Source organism: Acinetobacter sp. XS-4, from assembly GCF_023920705.1.
Lineage (GTDB): Bacteria > Pseudomonadota > Gammaproteobacteria > Pseudomonadales > Moraxellaceae > Acinetobacter.
This window is the reverse complement of record NZ_CP094657.1, coordinates 3483082-3501620: the sequence shown is the minus strand read 5'-3', so window position 1 is coordinate 3501620 and position 18539 is coordinate 3483082. Positions and strand designations below refer to the sequence as shown.

Annotated in this window: 13 protein-coding genes and 2 rRNA genes; 14 read left to right on the top strand and 1 reads right to left on the bottom strand. The window is 39.4% G+C overall.

The window, feature by feature from the left end; genetic code table 11:
* The first annotated feature begins 164 nt into the window (after nt 1-164).
* The 9 genes from MMY79_RS16205 (at nt 165) to hisC (ending at nt 10491) form a co-directional block, all read left to right on the top strand.
* A 23S ribosomal RNA gene (locus MMY79_RS16205) occupies nt 165-3057 on the top strand.
* Nucleotides 3058-3236: 179 nt separating this feature from the next.
* Nucleotides 3237-3351, top strand: a 5S ribosomal RNA gene (gene rrf / locus MMY79_RS16200).
* Between the two features lie 298 nt (nt 3352-3649).
* The gene (locus MMY79_RS16195) at nt 3650-5098 is read left to right on the top strand and encodes an RNA polymerase factor sigma-54 (protein WP_252610256.1); all 1449 of its coding nucleotides are present in this window, start codon (nt 3650-3652) and stop codon (nt 5096-5098) included.
* 166 nt (nt 5099-5264) lie between these two features.
* Nucleotides 5265-5606: a ribosome-associated translation inhibitor RaiA gene (raiA, locus tag MMY79_RS16190; RefSeq protein ID WP_252610254.1), complete on the top strand. Its 342-nt coding sequence runs from the start codon at nt 5265-5267 to the stop codon at nt 5604-5606.
* Between the two features lie 136 nt (nt 5607-5742).
* Nucleotides 5743-5994 carry a BolA family iron metabolism protein IbaG gene (gene ibaG, locus MMY79_RS16185; RefSeq protein WP_004794487.1) on the top strand — a complete coding sequence of 84 codons (252 nt, stop codon included), beginning with the start codon at nt 5743-5745 and terminating at the stop codon, nt 5992-5994.
* A 6-nt stretch (nt 5995-6000) separates the two neighbouring features.
* Complete coding sequence (gene murA / locus MMY79_RS16180) at nt 6001-7257, top strand: UDP-N-acetylglucosamine 1-carboxyvinyltransferase (RefSeq protein ID WP_252610252.1); 1257 nt, start codon at nt 6001-6003, stop codon at nt 7255-7257.
* Nucleotides 7257-7940: an ATP phosphoribosyltransferase gene (gene hisG, locus MMY79_RS16175; protein ID WP_003655841.1), complete on the top strand. Its 684-nt coding sequence runs from the start codon at nt 7257-7259 to the stop codon at nt 7938-7940. Before murA ends, hisG begins: the two co-directional genes overlap by 1 nt.
* 106 nt (nt 7941-8046) lie before the next feature.
* Nucleotides 8047-9336, top strand: a complete 1290-nt coding sequence (gene hisD / locus MMY79_RS16170) for a histidinol dehydrogenase (RefSeq protein ID WP_252610249.1) — start codon at nt 8047-8049, stop codon at nt 9334-9336.
* A gap of 69 nt (nt 9337-9405) precedes the next feature.
* Nucleotides 9406-10491 carry a histidinol-phosphate transaminase gene (hisC, locus tag MMY79_RS16165; protein WP_252610247.1) on the top strand — a complete coding sequence of 362 codons (1086 nt, stop codon included), beginning with the start codon at nt 9406-9408 and terminating at the stop codon, nt 10489-10491.
* 3 nt (nt 10492-10494) lie between these two features.
* Here hisC and MMY79_RS16160 read toward each other — a convergent pair whose 3' ends face one another.
* Nucleotides 10495-11853: an anthranilate synthase component I family protein gene (locus MMY79_RS16160; RefSeq protein WP_252610245.1), complete on the bottom strand. Its 1359-nt coding sequence runs from the start codon at nt 11851-11853 to the stop codon at nt 10495-10497.
* 356 nt (nt 11854-12209) lie between these two features.
* Between MMY79_RS16160 and MMY79_RS16155 the strand changes: the two genes are divergently transcribed.
* The 5 genes from MMY79_RS16155 to filE all read left to right on the top strand — a co-directional run bounded on the left by MMY79_RS16155 (nt 12210) and on the right by filE (nt 18536).
* Complete coding sequence (locus tag MMY79_RS16155; protein WP_252610243.1) at nt 12210-13058, top strand: DUF6160 family protein; 849 nt, start codon at nt 12210-12212, stop codon at nt 13056-13058.
* 306 nt (nt 13059-13364) lie between these two features.
* Nucleotides 13365-14198, top strand: a complete 834-nt coding sequence (locus tag MMY79_RS16150; protein ID WP_016802052.1) for a C39 family peptidase — start codon at nt 13365-13367, stop codon at nt 14196-14198.
* Between the two features lie 43 nt (nt 14199-14241).
* Complete coding sequence (locus tag MMY79_RS16145) at nt 14242-15429, top strand: hypothetical protein (RefSeq protein WP_252610241.1); 1188 nt, start codon at nt 14242-14244, stop codon at nt 15427-15429.
* Nucleotides 15430-15441: 12 nt separating this feature from the next.
* Complete coding sequence (locus tag MMY79_RS16140; protein WP_252610240.1) at nt 15442-17106, top strand: outer membrane protein transport protein; 1665 nt, start codon at nt 15442-15444, stop codon at nt 17104-17106.
* Nucleotides 17100-18536, top strand: a complete 1437-nt coding sequence (gene filE / locus MMY79_RS16135; protein ID WP_252610238.1) for a putative pilus assembly protein FilE — start codon at nt 17100-17102, stop codon at nt 18534-18536. The genes MMY79_RS16140 and filE overlap by 7 nt, the downstream gene beginning before the upstream one ends.
* The last annotated feature ends 3 nt before the right edge of the window (nt 18537-18539 follow it).

Sequence of the window (18539 nt, the reverse complement as noted above, 5' to 3'; positions counted from 1 at the left end):
TCTAAATGAATTGAGAACTAGCAAATTAACTGAATCAAGCGTTTTGGTATATGAATTAGATTGAAGCTGTACAGTGTTTAAGTACACAGGCAACAGATAGTAGCGATGAAGAATCGCACGGACAACACTCACTTGTAGGTGTTGACGACTGTTTGGGGTTGTATAGTCAAGTAATTAAGTGCATGTGGTGGATGCCTTGGCAGTCAGAGGCGATGAAAGACGTAATAGCCTGCGATAAGCTCCGGGGAGGCGGCAAATATCCTTTGATCCGGAGATTTCTGAATGGGGGAACCCACCTACTTTAAGGTAGGTATTGCAACATGAATACATAGTGTTGCAAGGCGAACGAGGGGAAGTGAAACATCTCAGTACCCTTAGGAAAAGAAATCAATTGAGATTCCCTTAGTAGCGGCGAGCGAACGGGGATCAGCCCATTAAGTTATGTGTGTTTTAGTGGAACGCTCTGGGAAGTGCGAACGTAGAGGGTGATATTCCCGTACACGAAAGGGCACACATAATGATGACGAGTAGGGCGAGGCACGTGAAACCTTGTCTGAATATGGGGGGACCATCCTCCAAGGCTAAATACTCCTGACTGACCGATAGTGAACCAGTACCGTGAGGGAAAGGCGAAAAGAACCCCTGTGAGGGGAGTGAAATAGATCCTGAAACCGCATGCATACAAGCAGTGGGAGCCGACTTGTTCGGTGACTGCGTACCTTTTGTATAATGGGTCAGCGACTTATATTCAGTAGCGAGGTTAACCGTATAGGGGAGCCGTAGAGAAATCGAGTCTTAATAGGGCGTTTAGTTGCTGGGTATAGACCCGAAACCAGGCGATCTATCCATGAGCAGGTTGAAGGTTGGGTAACACTAACTGGAGGACCGAACCCACTGTCGTTGAAAAGCCAGGGGATGACTTGTGGATAGGGGTGAAAGGCTAATCAAGCCTGGTGATAGCTGGTTCTCCCCGAAAGCTATTTAGGTAGCGCCTCGGACGAATACCATAGGGGGTAGAGCACTGTTTCGGCTAGGGGGTCATCCCGACTTACCAAACCGATGCAAACTCCGAATACCTATGAGTACTATCCGGGAGACAGACTGCGGGTGCTAACGTCCGTAGTCAAGAGGAAAACAATCCAGACCGCCAGCTAAGGCCCCAAAATCATAGTTAAGTGGGAAACGATGTGGGAAGGCATAGACAGCTAGGAGGTTGGCTTAGAAGCAGCCACCCTTTAAAGAAAGCGTAATAGCTCACTAGTCGAGTCGGCCTGCGCGGAAGATGTAACGGGGCTAAAACTATGTGCCGAAGCTGCGGATTTGACTTTAAGTCAAGTGGTAGGGGAGCGTTCTGTAAGCCGATGAAGGTGTATTGAGAAGTATGCTGGAGGTATCAGAAGTGCGAATGCTGACGTGAGTAACGACAAAACGGGTGAAAAACCCGTTCGCCGAAAGACCAAGGGTTCCAGTCCAACGTTAATCGGGGCTGGGTGAGTCGACCCCTAAGGCGAGGCCGAAAGGCGTAGTCGATGGGAAATTGGTTAATATTCCAATACTTCTGTGTAATGCGATGAGAGGACGGAGAAGGTTAAGTCAGCCTGGCGTTGGTTGTCCAGGTGAAAGGAAGTAGGCATGCATCTTAGGCAAATCCGGGGTGCTCTATGCTGAGATCTGATAGCAAGCTGTACTTGTACAGCGAAGTGGCTGATACCATGCTTCCAGGAAAAGTCTCTAAGCTTCAGTTACACAGGAATCGTACCCTAAACCGACACAGGTGGTCAGGTCGAGTAGACCAAGGCGCTTGAGAGAACTCTGCTGAAGGAACTAGGCAAAATGGTACCGTAACTTCGGGAGAAGGTACGCTGTTGTTGGTGATGGAACTTGCTTCCTGAGCTGATGACAGCCACAGAAACCAGGCCGCTGCAACTGTTTATTAAAAACATAGCACTCTGCAAACACGAAAGTGGACGTATAGGGTGTGATGCCTGCCCGGTGCTGGAAGGTTAATTGATGGGGTTAGCGTAAGCGAAGCTCTTGATCGAAGCCCCAGTAAACGGCGGCCGTAACTATAACGGTCCTAAGGTAGCGAAATTCCTTGTCGGGTAAGTTCCGACCTGCACGAATGGCATAATGATGGCGGCGCTGTCTCCAGCAGAGGCTCAGTGAAATCGAAATCGCTGTGAAGATGCAGTGTACCCGCGGCTAGACGGAAAGACCCCGTGAACCTTTACTGCAGCTTGACATTGAACTTTGACCTTACTTGTGTAGGATAGGTGGGAGGCTTTGAAGTTGGAACGCTAGTTCCAATGGAGCCGTCCTTGAAATACCACCCTGGTAATGTTGAGGTTCTAACTCTGCCCCGTAATCCGGGGCGAGGACCATGTCTGGTGGGTAGTTTGACTGGGGCGGTCTCCTCCTAAAGAGTAACGGAGGAGTACGAAGGTGCGCTCAGCGTGGTCGGAAATCACGCGTAGAGTATAAAGGCAAAAGCGCGCTTAACTGCGAGACCCACAAGTCGAGCAGGTACGAAAGTAGGTCTTAGTGATCCGGTGGTTCTGTATGGAAGGGCCATCGCTCAACGGATAAAAGGTACTCTGGGGATAACAGGCTGATACCGCCCAAGAGTTCATATCGACGGCGGTGTTTGGCACCTCGATGTCGGCTCATCTCATCCTGGGGCTGAAGCAGGTCCCAAGGGTATGGCTGTTCGCCATTTAAAGAGGTACGCGAGCTGGGTTTAGAACGTCGTGAGACAGTTCGGTCCCTATCTACCGTGGGCGCTGGAAATTTGAGAGGATCTGCTCCTAGTACGAGAGGACCAGAGTGGACGAACCTCTGGTGTACCGGTTGTGACGCCAGTCGCATCGCCGGGTAGCTATGTTCGGAAGGGATAACCGCTGAAAGCATCTAAGCGGGAAGCCTACCTCAAGATAAGATTTCCCTAGGACTTTATGTCCTCTAAAGAGCCGTTCGAGACTAGGACGTTGATAGGTTGGATGTGGAAGCATAGTGATATGTGAAGCTGACCAATACTAATTGCTCGTGAGGCTTGACTATACAACACCCAAGCAGTTGTATATAAAGCATCAATCGATTCATTAATGTACAAAGCAACTTGATTTAGTTATATGCTTAGCTAAAATGAACAAATAAAGTAAGATTCAATCAGCCCATCTGTAAAGTTTTGGAAAACGCATCGGCACATTAAGACCAATGCAAGTATCCATACCAGTTGTGCTGGCGACCATAGCAAGAGTGAACCACCTGATCCCTTCCCGAACTCAGAAGTGAAACCTCTTAGCGCTGATGGTAGTGTGGGGTTTCCCATGTGAGAGTAAGTCATCGCCAGCTCATTATTCTAAACACCCCGGACTCATTAGAGGTTGGGGTGTTTTTTTTGCAGAAAATAAATTGCGTGATTAATGTAGCAGAAGATATAAAAGAGCCGAAAAATAGTAAGGCCTGCCATACATCATTTAATAAACAAAGATATCTAATCGATAAATAAGATTGCTTGTAGCAAGTTTTTTAATAAAAAATCCACTTTTTCTTCTGGAAATTTCACACTGATATGTATGATAAATAGAAACTATATGTTATAAATATTAAATAGGCATGATTTTTGCTTGTTTAATGGAATCTAAAATATATGAAATTATCTGTTGGGTTGAAAGTTGCGAATTCTCTATCGTTAACACCTCAATTGCAGCAGGCGATTCGTTTGTTACAACTCTCTAGTTTAGAGCTTGAACAAGAAATTCAGATCCAATTAGATAGTAATCCTTTGCTTGAAAAAATAGAAGAAGAGTCATTAACAGAAAGCTTATCTGAGTTAGAAAGTAAAGACTCAGATGATTTAACAACTGAATTAAATGCAAACCATTTGCCTGATGATTTACCAGTCGATACTGATTGGGATGATATTTATACTCATCAATCAACGGCTTTAGCTACCCCAGAATTTGAAGAGCGAGAAGATAATCGCCAAGTTCAATTATCTTTAAAAGAACATATTTTAGAACAGGTTAATCTGTTGCACTTTTCTAAAATAGATCAATTAATTGCTTATTGTATTGTTGATGCATTAGATGATAAGGGTTTCTTAGATGCTGAAATAGAAGAAATAATTTTAGCAGCCCAACAATTATTAAATGAAATGGATATTGAAGAAGAGATAGAAGAAGATGAAGTTTTGGTTGTATTAAAGCATATTCAACGACTTGACCCATTAGGGATCGGTTCACGTAATTTAGCGGAATGTTTAAAAATACAGCTCGAATTTCTACCAAAAGATGTTGAATATTTGAATGAGGCAAAAAGCTTATTGCAATATTATGAGCTTTTAATAGCAAATGATTTAAATAAATTACTCAAGCAGACAGGTCTAACTAAGGATCAATTAAAGTTTGCAATCAACCTTTTAAAAACATTAAAACCCTATCCAGGTATGGATTTTGATAAAGAAGAATCAGATTATCAAATCCCAGATGTAGTGGTTTCTAAAAAGGACTTACATTGGCAGGTTCAACTAAACCCAGATGTATTACCTAAATTAAGAATTAATTCTTTTTACTCCAGTATGATTCGTAGAGCAGATCAGAGTGAAGATAATTTATATTTGCGTAATCAAATGCTTGAGGCGAAAAACTTTATAAAAAGCATTGATGAAAGACATAAAACACTATTAAAAGTAGCATCATGTATTGTGGAACATCAGAAAGCTTTTTTGGAGATCGGTGCAGAAGCAATGAAACCATTGGTTCTTCGAGATGTTGCTGAAGAAGTGGAATTGCATGAATCTACAGTTTCTCGTGTAACCACAAATAAGTATATGCTTACTCCACGTGGCCTTTTTGAGTTGAAATATTTTTTCTCTAGCCATGTAGGTACAACTGCTGGTGGAGAGGCTTCTTCTACTGCAATTCGTGCAATGATTAAGAAACTTGTAGCAAGTGAAAACCCGCGGAAACCTTTGTCAGATAATGTAATTGCTACATTATTGAAAGATGAGGGGATTGAGGTAGCAAGAAGGACTGTCGCAAAATATCGTGAATCGTTACATATTCCTTCATCGTCTGAAAGAAAAGTCTTGATCTGAATTTTGAAGTATGGCTATTCTAGACATTCATTATGACGAAATAATGAAATTTTAATTTCACCAAGAGGAGTCGCTAAAATGGTTTAATTGTCCTAAGTTTCTTTTTGATAGCATTAAATCGTTTTGGTTCTTCTTTAAATAACCTAAAAAGGTGAGGGATAGAATTATGCAAATAACGATTCGTGGTCATCATTTAGCAATTACACCAGCTATAGAAGAAAATATTAAATCAAAATTTAATCAATTAACGAAACACCTAGATCAGGTGAATAGTATGCAGATTAAATTAACAAAAGATCATCAAATTGATAAGCGCTCTCATAAGGGCAGTTCAAATCATGTCGCAGAGGCTATTGTAAGATTACCGGGGATTGAGTTGTTTGCTCAGGCGACCGCTGATGATATGTATACTTCAATTAAAAAATTGACTGAAAAATTAAAAAGACAATTATTAAGATATCGAAAAATGCAATGTACTTATTCACAAGTTGCTGTTTCTGTTGAATAAGTTTTTTTTAATTTAAGAGAGGCTTGAAAGATAGCCTCTTTTTTATTGATAAAATATAAACACGTACTGAATTCTTGGAAAAAGTTATAGTAAAATACTCCGTTTTACCCCTTAGGTTGTGTCAGAGGTCTTTGCAATGAATAGTGAACAGCTCACTCAAATTTTAAAAGAAGCTTTCCCTGTAGCGGAAGTAGCGGTGAGCGGACAGGCCGGAAAATTTGACCTCCGTATTGTGGATGATCAATTTGAAGGTAAGCGTACAGTGGCTCGTCAACAATTAGTTTATGCACCATTAAATACTTATATTGCAAGTGGGGAAGTTCACGCGGTAACAATTCGTGCAATGACCAAAGATGAATGGCGTAAAGCAAGCCTTTTCGGAGCTTAAATATTAATGGATAAATTTTTAATTACGGGTGGTGTTAAGCTCGAGGGCGAAGTGCGCATTTCTGGTGCTAAAAATGCTGCTTTGCCATTACTTGCTGCAACTATTCTTGCAGATTCTCCAATTACAATAACCAATGTTCCAAATCTCAAAGATGTTAATACGTTGGTCAAGCTAATTGGTGGGTTAGGGGTAACGATTGGCTATGAAAATGACACAGTAAAAGCTGATATCTCTACTTTAGATAATCAGTTTGCACCTTATGAGTTGGTAAAAACAATGCGTGCCTCAATTTTGGTTTTAGGACCATTATTAGCACGTTATGGTAATGCTAAAGTTTCTTTACCTGGTGGTTGTGCGATTGGTTCAAGACCTGTAGATCAGCATTTAAAAGCTTTAGAAGCTTTGGGTGCACATATTGAAGTTGAAAATGGTTATGTCCATGCTTCAGTTGATGGTCGTTTAAAAGGCGGTGATGTTGTTTTTGATATGGTGACTGTTGGCGGTACCGAAAACATCTTAATGGCAGCAGCATTAGCAGATGGTGTTACGACTATTCGTAATGCAGCACGTGAACCAGAAATCACTGATCTTGCTCAAATGTTAATTAAAATGGGCGCCAAGATTGAAGGTCTTGATACAGATACTCTTGTTGTAACAGGCGTAGAAAGTTTGCATGGCTGTGAATATGCGGTTGTTGCTGATCGTATTGAAACGGGTTCATATTTAGCAGCTGCTGCAATTACGGGTGGTCGTGTCAAAACTACACATACTGACCCTGCATTGCTTGAGTCTGTTTTGGATAAGTTTGAAGAAATGGGTGCTGAAGTCACTCGTGGTGATGACTGGATTGAACTTGATATGATGGGTAAACGCCCTAAAGCTGTAAGTTTTAGAACTTTGCCACATCCAGAATTTCCAACTGATATGCAAGCACAGCTGATGGCAGTAAATGTGATTGGTCGTGGATTCGCAACAATCTCTGAAACGATCTTTGAAAATCGTTTTATGCATGTTCCTGAATTGTCACGAATGGGCGCTAATATTCAAGTGGAAGGTCACGATGCTGTCGTAACAGGAGTTGAAACCTTACAGGCAGCACCTGTTATGGCAACAGATTTACGTGCTTCATTCTCTTTAGTTCTAGCTGCTTTAGTTGCAGAGGGAGATACGCTAATTGATCGTATCTACCATATTGACCGTGGTTATGAACATGTCGAAGAGAAGCTTCAAGGTTTAGGTGCCCAAATTAAGCGAGTAAGTTAATGAATGATGTAAGAAACGATGATCCTAATTTTGATGTGATGGGTAATTTTGATCATGGTTTGACCTTGGCATTGAGTAAAGGGCGTATTTTAAAAGAGACGTTACCTTTATTGGCTACAGCGGGTATTAATTTACTCGAGGATCCGGAAAAGTCTCGTAAACTAATTTTCCCTACTACGCATAAGCAAGTACGTATTTTAATTTTACGTGCATCTGATGTACCAACCTATGTAGAAAATGGTGCAGCAGATATCGGTGTGGCGGGTAAAGATGTGTTGATGGAGCATGGTGCTCAGCATGTCTATGAGTTGCTTGACCTGCAGATTGCTAAATGTAAGTTAATGACTGCTGGTAAAGTAGGTATGGAGCATCCAAAGGGTCGTTTAAAAATTGCCACGAAATATGTCAATCTTACACGTCAATACTATGCAAGCTTAGGTGAGCAGGTTGATGTTATTAAGCTCTATGGTTCTATGGAGTTAGCACCTTTGGTTGGTTTAGGTGATTACATTGTGGATGTGGTCGATACTGGTAATACTTTAAGAGCAAATGGTCTTGAGCCATTAGAAGAGATTTGTAAAGTTTCTTCACGTTTAATTGTAAATAAAGCCAGTTTTAAACGTAAACAAACTTTGTTAAATCCAATCATTTCACAGCTTGAGCAAGCTGTTCAATCGCGTTAAAAGCAATTTCCCATCATGCTTTTGCGATAGTTAAGCTAGATGATGCCCACAAGCGCATAGAAAAAGGGTAAACTTACTTTTTCTTTTTCGCCTTGTGGGTAAATTGATGCGACGTTTATCGACTCAAGATCAAAACTTCAAACAGGTTTTTGCTGAGCTATTAGCATTTGAAACCGTGAATGATCTTAATTTAGTGCAAACAGTAGATCAAATTATTGCTGATGTTCGTCAGCATGGTGATGATCATGTTTTAAAACTTACTCAACAGTTCGATCGACATCCTGCGCATCAATTTTCAGATTTAGAATTATCTCAAGAACAACTTAAAACTGCTTTTGATAATTTAAGCCCAGAAATTCGTGATGCTCTAGAGTTGGCAGCAAAGCGTATTCGTACATTTCATGAAGCTCAGAAACAAGATAGCTGGACTTATATAGATGATTTGGGCAATACATTAGGGCAAAAAGTTACGCCTTTAGACCGTGTTGGTATTTATGTGCCAGGTGGGTTAGCCTCTTATCCATCTTCAGTTTTAATGAACGCTGTACCTGCTCATGTTGCTGGTGTACCTGAAATTATTATGGTTGTTCCAGCACCGAATGGTGAATTAAATCCATTGGTTCTTGCCGCAGCTTATCTTGCGGGAGTTAGTCGAGTATTTACCATTGGTGGGGCACAGGCTGTAGCAGCTTTGGCTTATGGTACTCAGACAATTCCACCTGTAGATAAAATTACTGGTCCAGGGAATCGTTTTGTAGCAGCTGCTAAACGTGCTGTATTTGGTCAAGTCGGCATCGATATGATTGCTGGACCTTCTGAAATTTTAGTATATGCAGAAGGTGAGAATAATGCAGATTGGTTGGCTATGGATGTTTTATCACAAGCTGAACATGACACAGTTGCTCAAGCTATTTTTATAACTCCAGATGAAGCTTTGCTTAATGCTGTAGAGTTGGCAATTGAAAAACATTTAAATGAATTGCCAAAGGCAGATATCGCTCGGACTTCAATTGAAAACCGTGGTGCTTTGGTATTAGTCAAAGACCGTGCAGAAGCAATTGAGTTGATTAATCAGGTTGCACCAGAGCATTTGGAGCTGTGCCTAGATGATGCTGAAACCATGAGCGAAGATATTCGTCATGCTGGAGCAATTTTCATGGGACGTTATACACCCGAAGCAATCGGTGACTATTGTGCTGGTCCAAACCATGTATTACCGACATCTGGAACTGCTCGTTTTTCTTCTCCATTAGGCGTTTATGATTTCCAAAAACGTTCGAGTCTGATTATGTGCTCGAAAGATGGGGTTAAAACGTTAGCTAAAACAGCTGATATATTAGCTGTCCAAGAGAACTTAGATGCCCATGCACGCTCAGCTCGCTATCGTTATCAATAAGCTTATAAACCTTGTAGTTTTTTAATTATTACTCAGGGCTGATTTTCAGCCCTTTTTTGAGATAAGACCATGACTTTATCTACAGCACAAATGCGCTTTTGGAGTCCAGAAGTTCGTGAATTAGAGCCTTATGTTCCGGGTGAGCAGCCTAAAATTCAGAATTTATTGAAACTTAATACGAATGAAAATCCATATCCGCCATCACCAAAAGTAGTCGAAGCAGTTCAAGCTGTTTTAACTCAGCAAGCTGATGCATTGCGTTTATATCCAGATCCAGATGCAACAACTTTAAAGCAAGCAATTGCTAAACAACAGGATATTGATGTATCTCAAGTTTTTGTTGGCAATGGTTCAGATGAAGTACTTGCTCATATTTTTAAAGCATTTTTTCTTCAAGACGAACCGATTCTTTATCCAGATATTACTTATAGTTTTTATCCTGTTTATAGTCAGTTCTTTGGAACAAAAACTAAAGAAATTCCACTCAATGATAATTTCGAGATAGAAGCTAAGGACTATATACAACCAAATGGCGGGATTGTTATTACAAATCCTAATGCACCAACCAGTGTTGCAATGGGTTTGCCAGATATCGAGCAAATCTTAAAAGCAAATCCAGATCGGGTGGTGGTGATCGATGAAGCTTATGTTGATTTTGGTGCAGAATCCGCAGTTGGTCTTGTAAATCGCTATGAGAATCTTGTTGTTTGTCAAACAACCTCGAAATCTCGTTCATTAGCTGGTTTGCGCGTTGGTTTTGCAATCGCTCAGTCACATTTAATCGCAGCGCTTGAAGCTGTCAAAAATAGTTTTAACTCATATCCTATTGACCGTTTTGCAATTGCAGCCGCGGTAGCTTCTTTTGAAGATCAGGCTTATTTTGAAGAACAACTTCAGAGAGTTATTTCCAGTCGTGAAAAGCTAGTAGATGACTTAACTGCTTTGGGCTTTAAAGTTTTGCCATCTAAGGCGAACTTTATTTTTGCTTCACACTCAGTCCATGATGCAGGCAAACTCGCACAGCAATTGCGTGAACAAGGTATTATTGTGCGTTATTTCAATAAGCCTCGTATTAATCAATTTTTGCGTATTACAGTGGGTACTGATGAGCAGAATATGCGTTTAGTGCAAACGTTAAAACAAGATATTCTTTAAGTTTTAGTCTGCTGTGCTGTTCATCAAGTTCAGCATGGCAGAAATTTTATCAAGGCTTTCTTGATATTCTGCTTCTGCATTTGAGGCAATCGTAATACCACCGCCTGCCCACAAAGAGAGCTGATTTTGATATTGTTGAAAGCTGCGGATAAGAATATTCCAGCGACCTGTTCCATCAAAATTGAAGTAACCTAATGTCCCGCAATAAGCACCTCTTGCTTCTTCTTCTAATTCTTCAATAATTTGCATCGCCCGAATCTTTGGGGCTCCTGTAATTGATCCCCCCGGTAAAGCAGAGAGCAACATTTGCATTGGATTAATATCATCTTTAAGCGTGGCAACAATCTCACTGACCATATGATGAACTTGATTAAAACTTTCAATCTCGAATAATTGCGTTGTTTTTACGGATCCTGTATTGGCATAAATGCTCAAATCATTACGTAATAAATCAACAATCATGACATTCTCTGCCTGATCTTTTTGCGAGTTTTTTAAGGTTTGTTTTGAAATAAAATCTTTTTCGATATTTTCATATCGAGGCATGGTTCCCTTAATAGGTCGGGTCTTAATTTGTTTATTTTGATTGAATTCGATGAAAAGCTCAGGAGAACAACTTAATAACTCAAATTGATCTAATTTTAAATAACCTGCATATGGCGCATTAGTAAGACTCCATAAATCTTCAGCTTTATTTAATAAGGAACCTTTGAAATCAGCTTTAAATTCTTGGGTTAAATTGATTTGATAACAATCTCCAGCTTTAATGTATTCTTGTATTTTATTAAAGGCCTCGAAATATTGTTCTTTAGACCATCTTGGTTGAATCGCAGTTTTTAATTCAAATATATTTTTAGATTTGTCAGAAATAAAAGTCTCTAATTTTTTTTCAATATATTTGAATAGGTCGAGTGCATCTGCTTCATCACTAAAAAAATACCAATCATTATCTATATATTTTAAAAAAGAACGATATTGGCCTAAGAATAAAGATGGTTGTCTATGAGTTTGGGTATTAATAAATTGATGTGCTGCAAAATCATAACTAATAAACCCTATGTAGCCGCCGTTAAAACTTGTAGCCGCTTTAATATTTTTATTTTCATTAAAATTATTTTCTTTAAGTTTAATAAAATCTAGTAATTGATTCGATTTTGATATATTTGTATATTCATTAAAATTTTGACGATGAAATATTAAGTTATTTTTATTTTGAATAATAATGTATTGTTGAGGTAGGAAACCAATAATGGGATTGTTATTGTCATTTAAATAAATGAGCCCAGTTAACCCTTGTAAAATTTTTAAAATCTCGGCAGTATTTTTACCATGTAGTGAGATTTTTTTCTTTAACTGAGACATTTTTAAATAACGGAATAGTTAATGAGAGAAAGATTAGTTTACTACAACTTACGGATCATCAGGAAGAAGACTTAGAATAGCGGCACTTTTCGCTGATAAAATAGTCGAATTTTAGTGTGGAATTGGAGCTGGCTTTAGAAGCTAAAAGAGAAATAAATCGAGTGTACCGTTTGTCGGGTAGTTGGCAAAAAATGCACAACACTAGTTGAACAAAAAGTAACGTAGATGTAATTTAGTAATTGCTAAGCAAAACTACTCAAGGATTGGAAGTTTCGGTTGCTATATAAAGAAAAATGCAACTTGAGACAATGAGAGTGGTTAAAGTCAAAAAATAAATGCTCTTGGGAGAGTGCTCAATGAAAATGTTCACTAAACTTGCTTTAGTTTCTTCTTTAGCTATCAGTGCAAATGCAATGGCAATGCAGTCAATGGACGATGCTGCACTAAGCGCTGCTACAGGTCAAGATGGTATTAATATCGGTATCGCTTTAGGTTCTGGCGGTGTGTCAATCGATAAATTATATCTACACGATAATGATGGTTTGGCATCATCAACAGGTATTACTGGTGCATCAGGTACTGCTGGTGCAATCGCAATTAGTGGTGTTACCCTTACTCAAACTGGTACAGGTAATCTTTTAGATTTAGCAATTGATACGAATGGTGCTTCGGGCTCAAACGGTGCTTTCTTAAACGTTGCGGCGACAGTAGGTGCTGTTGATATCCATGTAGGTTCAATTGGTGTAGGTACTTCTGGCACTTTAAACCAGACAACTGCTGTACGTGGTATTACAGAAACAGCTCCAACTGAAATTATCTCTGGTTTAGATTTATCTTTAGGTCAGATTTCAGCGAATGTTCAGTTAGGTGCTACTCCACAAGGCGCAATGATCAAAGTAAATTCAAGTTTACAAGGTGGTTTAACACTATCTAACTTTGGTATTAATGATGCTGCTGGCGGCGGTAAAATTGTCCTAGATAAAGTAATGGTACGTGGTGCTGGTAATACTACTGGTGATTTAGACGTGAATGCGAATATTTCAGTTGTACCGACTGGCTTAAAAATCCAAAATAATAGTACTCAAGGTATGAATGTGTATGCACAGGGGATTCACCTAGGTGCTGCTGCTAATGCTTCAATTGGTGATTTAGAAATTCAAGGTTTAAATGTAGGTACTTCTACAATTACAATTTCTGGTCACTAATTTAAAAAGTTAAAAATTAAAAAAGCGCGTTTAATACGCGCTTTTTTATTGGGGGTTTAATTAAATTTATCATAAGAATTAATAATATTGTTATATGTATACTAAATATATTAAAAGTACTGATGTTTAAGAGTGAGAGTTAATTAACACTTTAATTAAAGTAGAACTATGCATTCATCAAAAAGATTAAAAAAAAGCTGTTTTTTACAAAAAAAAAAGGTATCTTCAACACACAGGGATGTAGAGCTATTGCTCTAAGAATAAAATGAATAAGGCCGGTTAGGCCACCATTTAGACCAAGTGCTTATGTTAGAGATAGTTTTAGGCTCAGCATTGATGTATTACTTTGCGACAGAAGCCTTCGAAATAGAAAAAAAGCCACCAGGAACTGTTTATTACACAGAGACTGCCGATTCACGTAATTTATCATTTCATCGAAATCACATTGAACCAGTCAAGATCAAACCTGCTGTAGAAGATCAATTTCGTGGAATTGTTCGGCAAGCATATGACTATAGCTGTGGTTCGGCTGCGCTTACCACTTTGTTAAATGGCTATGTCGGAACCAGTTTGACTGAGCAACAGACCATGAGCGGTTTGCTACAGTATGGTGAATATCAACGCATTATTGAGCGCCGAAGTTTCTCATTACTCGATATGAAACGCTTTGTCACAGCAATCGGTTTAGATAGTGGTGGTTATCGTGGTGAGTTCTCTGATTTAGTAAAACTTGGGCAACCTGCAATTGTTCCAATTTCTTATGCTGGTTTTAAACATTTTGTTGTGTATAAAGCTTATAAAGATGGGCGAGTCTATGTGGCTGATCCTGCATTAGGCAATATCAGCTTTGATGAAAATCGCTTTAAAGAAATTTGGGATAATAATACTTTATTTGTTATTTCAGTCCCCGAATCTCAGCGTAAAGATCTATTGGCTTTAAAAGATGCAGATATGCGTCATGTAGAGGATGCAACCGTCAACAGATATGCATTTGTTGACGTGCAATATCCGACATTTAATTATGATCGTTTAGCAAATAAAGCCTCAACCATGAGACGCGTATTAGATAACGATAATCACTCTGCAACCTACGGACTACCAATAGAAACCTATATGCGTCTTTATTACAAACGTAAATAGTCAAATTTTAATTTAGTAAAATAAATAAATTGGGTGGAAAAATATGAATAATCGATGGATAAAGATGAGTGTATTGGCTTTAAGTCTGAGTGCCATTACAGGGACAATTTATGCAGAGGATCAAGTACAACAAGGACAAGGCGGATCGAGCCAGGATGTAAATGCAGGTAGCACAGGAAGTTCTACACCTGTAGATACAACAAACTCGAATACTACTATAGCAGGAAGTACAGTACAGTCGTCTGATACACCAGCAACGGATAATAGTACGGTAGCGGCCAGCGAGGGTGGTGCGCATCAAGCTGCAACTGCATTACAGAAAAAAGAAGGTGATGCAACTCAAGAGACGAATTTACAAGAAGTATTTACTTCAAATGAGCGGCAATATTCGTTAATCAAAAAAGGGGGCATTTCATCTTATTATGACCTCGATTACACATATTATCGTGATACACGAATTGATTTAGCTTTATCAGATAATTCATCTCAGCTTAACCGTTTACGTGTCGAAGAAGATGCTAACCATACTTTAACAAATAGTTTTACGGTCCAATATGGGGTTTTGGACAACTTAACTTTATCCGCAACTCTTCCTTTTGTTGCAAAGTCTGAAATTATTCGTGATACGACTACTGCAGGGTTAGGGGATATTTCTCTTGGTGCTCGCTGGGAACCCTTCCCATTAAAACAAGGCCGATTACCATTGGTACTTTTTGGTAGTTTATCGTCTAAGACAGGTGATAGCCCATATGAAATTGGTTTAGATGAGCTATCAACAGGTAAAGGTTACTACTCTGCTGGTGTAGGCGCGAGTACTCGTAAATATATCGATCCTGTAGTTTTATTTGCTTCTGCTTCTGCCAATTATGGTTTTAAAGAAACAGGTTTGAATCAGGCACGTGGTACACGAACATTAACCTCATTTGACCCTGGAATCAGTGGTGGTTTTTCTTTCGGTTTTGCTTATTCATTTAACTACGATGTTTCATTAACTATGTCGTATCAGCAAAGCTTTAACATGAATGCTGAATTCCAGTTTGATAATGGTGACTCATATACATCTCCAGATCAAAGCAGTGCGATGCTTTCATTTGCTCTTGGTGTCCGTGTTTCACCTGAAACGATTGTTAATGGTACGGTAGGTATTGGTTTAACCGAAGATGCGCCAGATATTTCACTTGGCTTGTCATTCCCGTTAGATATTTTAGGTTTTACTAAAAAACAAAAATAAGGAGATATGCAGGTGAAATATCCTAAATTATGTCCTCTAACGGCGGCAATTGTTATCTCCGGTTTTTCTAGCTTTGCCAATGCTCAATTAGGACAAAACTTAGCTGTTGATATTCGTTCACTATCGATGGGGAATGCTGTAACGGCAGATCCTCCAGGGATCAGTGCAGTTCATTTTAACCCAGCAGCACTAGCGAAAATTGACGGGCTACAAACAGATGTACAAGGTATTCTTGCAAACTTTGATATCCAGCGTGAGTTCTCAGCTCCTCCTGGTTACAACATTTTTGGTTATTCAGACGATCCTTTAGTTTGTAATGATGGACCAGAAATTTCTGCCAACATTTGTACAGATTTTAAAGATTCTGTACATGGTGATGTTGAGTATGCAAGTTTATATGTACCAATTCTTAAAAAAATGGTTGATTTGGGAGCTGGCTACCCACTTGTTGCTCCTACAGCAGGTATAGCTTATAAACCACCAGGCTCAAAAGTAACCTTTGCAACGGCAATGTATGCGCCTTTAGTCGCAGGTTTTGGGGCAGAAAATGGTAATCCTGGTAACTATATGGGACAACAGGTTGCTGTAGAGCGTATTACCTATCTATCCCCATCTTTTGGTTATCAAGTAAATGATCATTTATCAATTGGTGCTTCGATTGGTATGTCGTATAACGCGATTGCTTTAAATACCGATTTACGTTTTCCTAATGAAATGATTGGTGTGCTGCGTATGGTTGATGATGTGGTGTGCGCACCCTTCAAAGACAATAACGATATGATTACCGATCTGCTGTTATTGGGAATTTGTAATACAAAAGAAGGAATGAATCCATTTAATAAAATGGGAGCCTTACAAGTTTCCATGGAGCAGTCTTTAAGCCCTAGTTATAACTTGGGATTGCTTTGGGAGCCGACAGATGATTTTGGCTTTGGTATGGTATATCAAAGTGCTGCCAAGATGCGTCTCAAAGGCAAATACATGATTAATAATGCCAAAGCTCCTCAACAGTTGGTTCAGGGATTAAACTCATCGGCAACTGGGCAAATTTTAGCTGCGATTCTTGGACTACCAGGATATGTTCCTGATACTGAGTCAGGTTTAGTCGCGATGGATTTAGAGTATCCTGCACATTTTCAGGCAGGTATTAAATACAAAATATTTCCAGATTTACAATTAAACTTTGATGTTGGATGGACTGATTATTCTGCTTGGGATAAGTTTAAATTTGAATTTGATAGACAGATTACATTATTAAAGATTGCCAAACTTCTATCGAATGATGTGACTGATAACTCTTTAGCATTGCCATTAAAGTTTACTTCACCTTGGAGTTGGGGTATCGGTTTAGAGTATTCAGCAACTGATCGTTTGAAGTTACGAGCAGGTTATGAGCCGCGTGCTAGTTCTATTCCTAATGATAAGCGTAATACCATGGTTCCGATCAATAATGCGCAATTATTCGGTTTAGGGGTAGGTTATCGTTTTGATGCTGATACAGATTTAGATCTTTCTGTCGGCTTCTTACGTAGTCGTGACAATATTCCAGCTTGTAGTAGTACTCTATCGAATAAGTGTGGTGTCGATAATATTTTATTAAACCCTTATTCAGGTTTAGATGTAAAAACGAACACAAAAGTCACAGTACTTGGTTTGAGTTATAGAACAAAATGGTAAAACAGTATAAACGGATGTTTAACCCTAATTTCGCTATCTTGACCTTATGTGTTGCGATAGCGAATGTTTCTGTTTCTTATGCAGACGGATTTTATACGATTATAGGTCCCGATGGCCGTCCTATGATTGTGCCTAGTAAAAGAGTTGACCAGAAAAAACAAACCTCCTCTAAAATAGAAGAAACACAGCACCAAAGTCCAACAACTAATACGATAGTTGTTCCAGCTCAAAAAGTGTTTAAAGAGGACGCGCGCAATACAGAGTCACCAAAAAAAGTAGAACGACAACCACAAAAGAAATTAAATTCTGCACCGACTGCACCGACTGCACCGACTGCACCGACTGCACCGACTGCACCGACTGCACCGACTGCACCGACTGCACCGACTGCACCGACTGCACCGACTGCACCGACTGCACCGACTGCACCGACTGCACCGACTGCACCGACTGCACCGACTGCACCGACTGCACCGACTGCACCGACTGCACCGACTGCACCGACTGCACCGACTGCACCGACTGCACCGACTGCACCGACTGCACCGACTGCACCCCCAAAAACTCAAACTGCTATTGTTGCTGATAAAGAATTAAAAACATCTACGGAGAAAACTAAATCTTTCGAAGGTGAAAAGGTTCAACCAGTCTCTAATAATGAGTGGAAGAAAAAGCTTATTTTAGTTCCGCCACCAATAAAAAACACATCACAAGCAGCTCCATCAGCCGTCTCTTCACAGGATAAGTCTAAATTTACAACGATTGATAATGTTGAATATGTAAATAATGAGTATCTTGAAGATCAGGAATTTAATCTTGAAGGTAAAAAGCGTTTTTATCTTATGCCTGATGGCTTGGGACGAACTGAATCAATAGAGCGTAAGAAAGGTGTGAGTCGATCAACTTTAGATCAGCTTTTTAATCGGCAGGCTAAAGATGAAGAGTCTACTGTGGTATTGGCTCCAACATATATGCGTTTATCTTCGCAAGAGTTAGAAGCAGCTTTTGAACAAGATAAATGTTTTATTAAAGGTTATAACAAACAGATTAAGACACTTAGTATAAATAAAGAAGTAAGTGTATGGCCTCGTAAGCCGTTGAAAGAAAAATTTGAATATGAGGTTGTACAGTTAAACCCTTCTGTTCAGCATTTAAAACTTATGTCATTTGCTGCTAGTAATGAGAAGCCTCTTTATTACTGGCCTTTAGTCATCTTTTTAGATAATAAGGGTTGCATTTTAGAAGGAGTTAGTGGGTTTAAGAGTAAAGCTTATCCTTCAACGATGTTACAACATTCATCAATTCAAGGTGTTTTAAAAGTACCACCTTCGGCACATTACATGATGATGACACCTTTATCTTCTGCAGTGGATGTTGCAGAAAAAGAGTTAACAAATCAGGGACAAATTCAAATTTCCGTATTACGTTAAAAA

Excerpts from the sequence above, each read along its gene's own strand:
- MMY79_RS16150 (WP_016802052.1), top strand. The coding sequence starts at position 13,365 with ATGTTAGAGATAGTTTTAGGCTCAGCATTGATGTATTACTTTGCGACA.
- ibaG (WP_004794487.1), top strand. The coding sequence starts at position 5,743 with ATGAATAGTGAACAGCTCACTCAAATTTTAAAAGAAGCTTTCCCTGTA.
- raiA (WP_252610254.1), top strand. The coding sequence starts at position 5,265 with ATGCAAATAACGATTCGTGGTCATCATTTAGCAATTACACCAGCTATA.
- hisC (WP_252610247.1), top strand. The coding sequence starts at position 9,406 with ATGACTTTATCTACAGCACAAATGCGCTTTTGGAGTCCAGAAGTTCGT.
- MMY79_RS16145 (WP_252610241.1), top strand. The coding sequence starts at position 14,242 with ATGAATAATCGATGGATAAAGATGAGTGTATTGGCTTTAAGTCTGAGT.
- MMY79_RS16195 (WP_252610256.1), top strand. The coding sequence starts at position 3,650 with ATGAAATTATCTGTTGGGTTGAAAGTTGCGAATTCTCTATCGTTAACA.
- hisG (WP_003655841.1), top strand. The coding sequence starts at position 7,257 with ATGAATGATGTAAGAAACGATGATCCTAATTTTGATGTGATGGGTAAT.
- MMY79_RS16160 (WP_252610245.1), bottom strand. The coding sequence starts at position 11,853 with ATGTCTCAGTTAAAGAAAAAAATCTCACTACATGGTAAAAATACTGCC.
- murA (WP_252610252.1), top strand. The coding sequence starts at position 6,001 with ATGGATAAATTTTTAATTACGGGTGGTGTTAAGCTCGAGGGCGAAGTG.
- MMY79_RS16155 (WP_252610243.1), top strand. The coding sequence starts at position 12,210 with ATGAAAATGTTCACTAAACTTGCTTTAGTTTCTTCTTTAGCTATCAGT.
- filE (WP_252610238.1), top strand. The coding sequence starts at position 17,100 with ATGGTAAAACAGTATAAACGGATGTTTAACCCTAATTTCGCTATCTTG.
- hisD (WP_252610249.1), top strand. The coding sequence starts at position 8,047 with ATGCGACGTTTATCGACTCAAGATCAAAACTTCAAACAGGTTTTTGCT.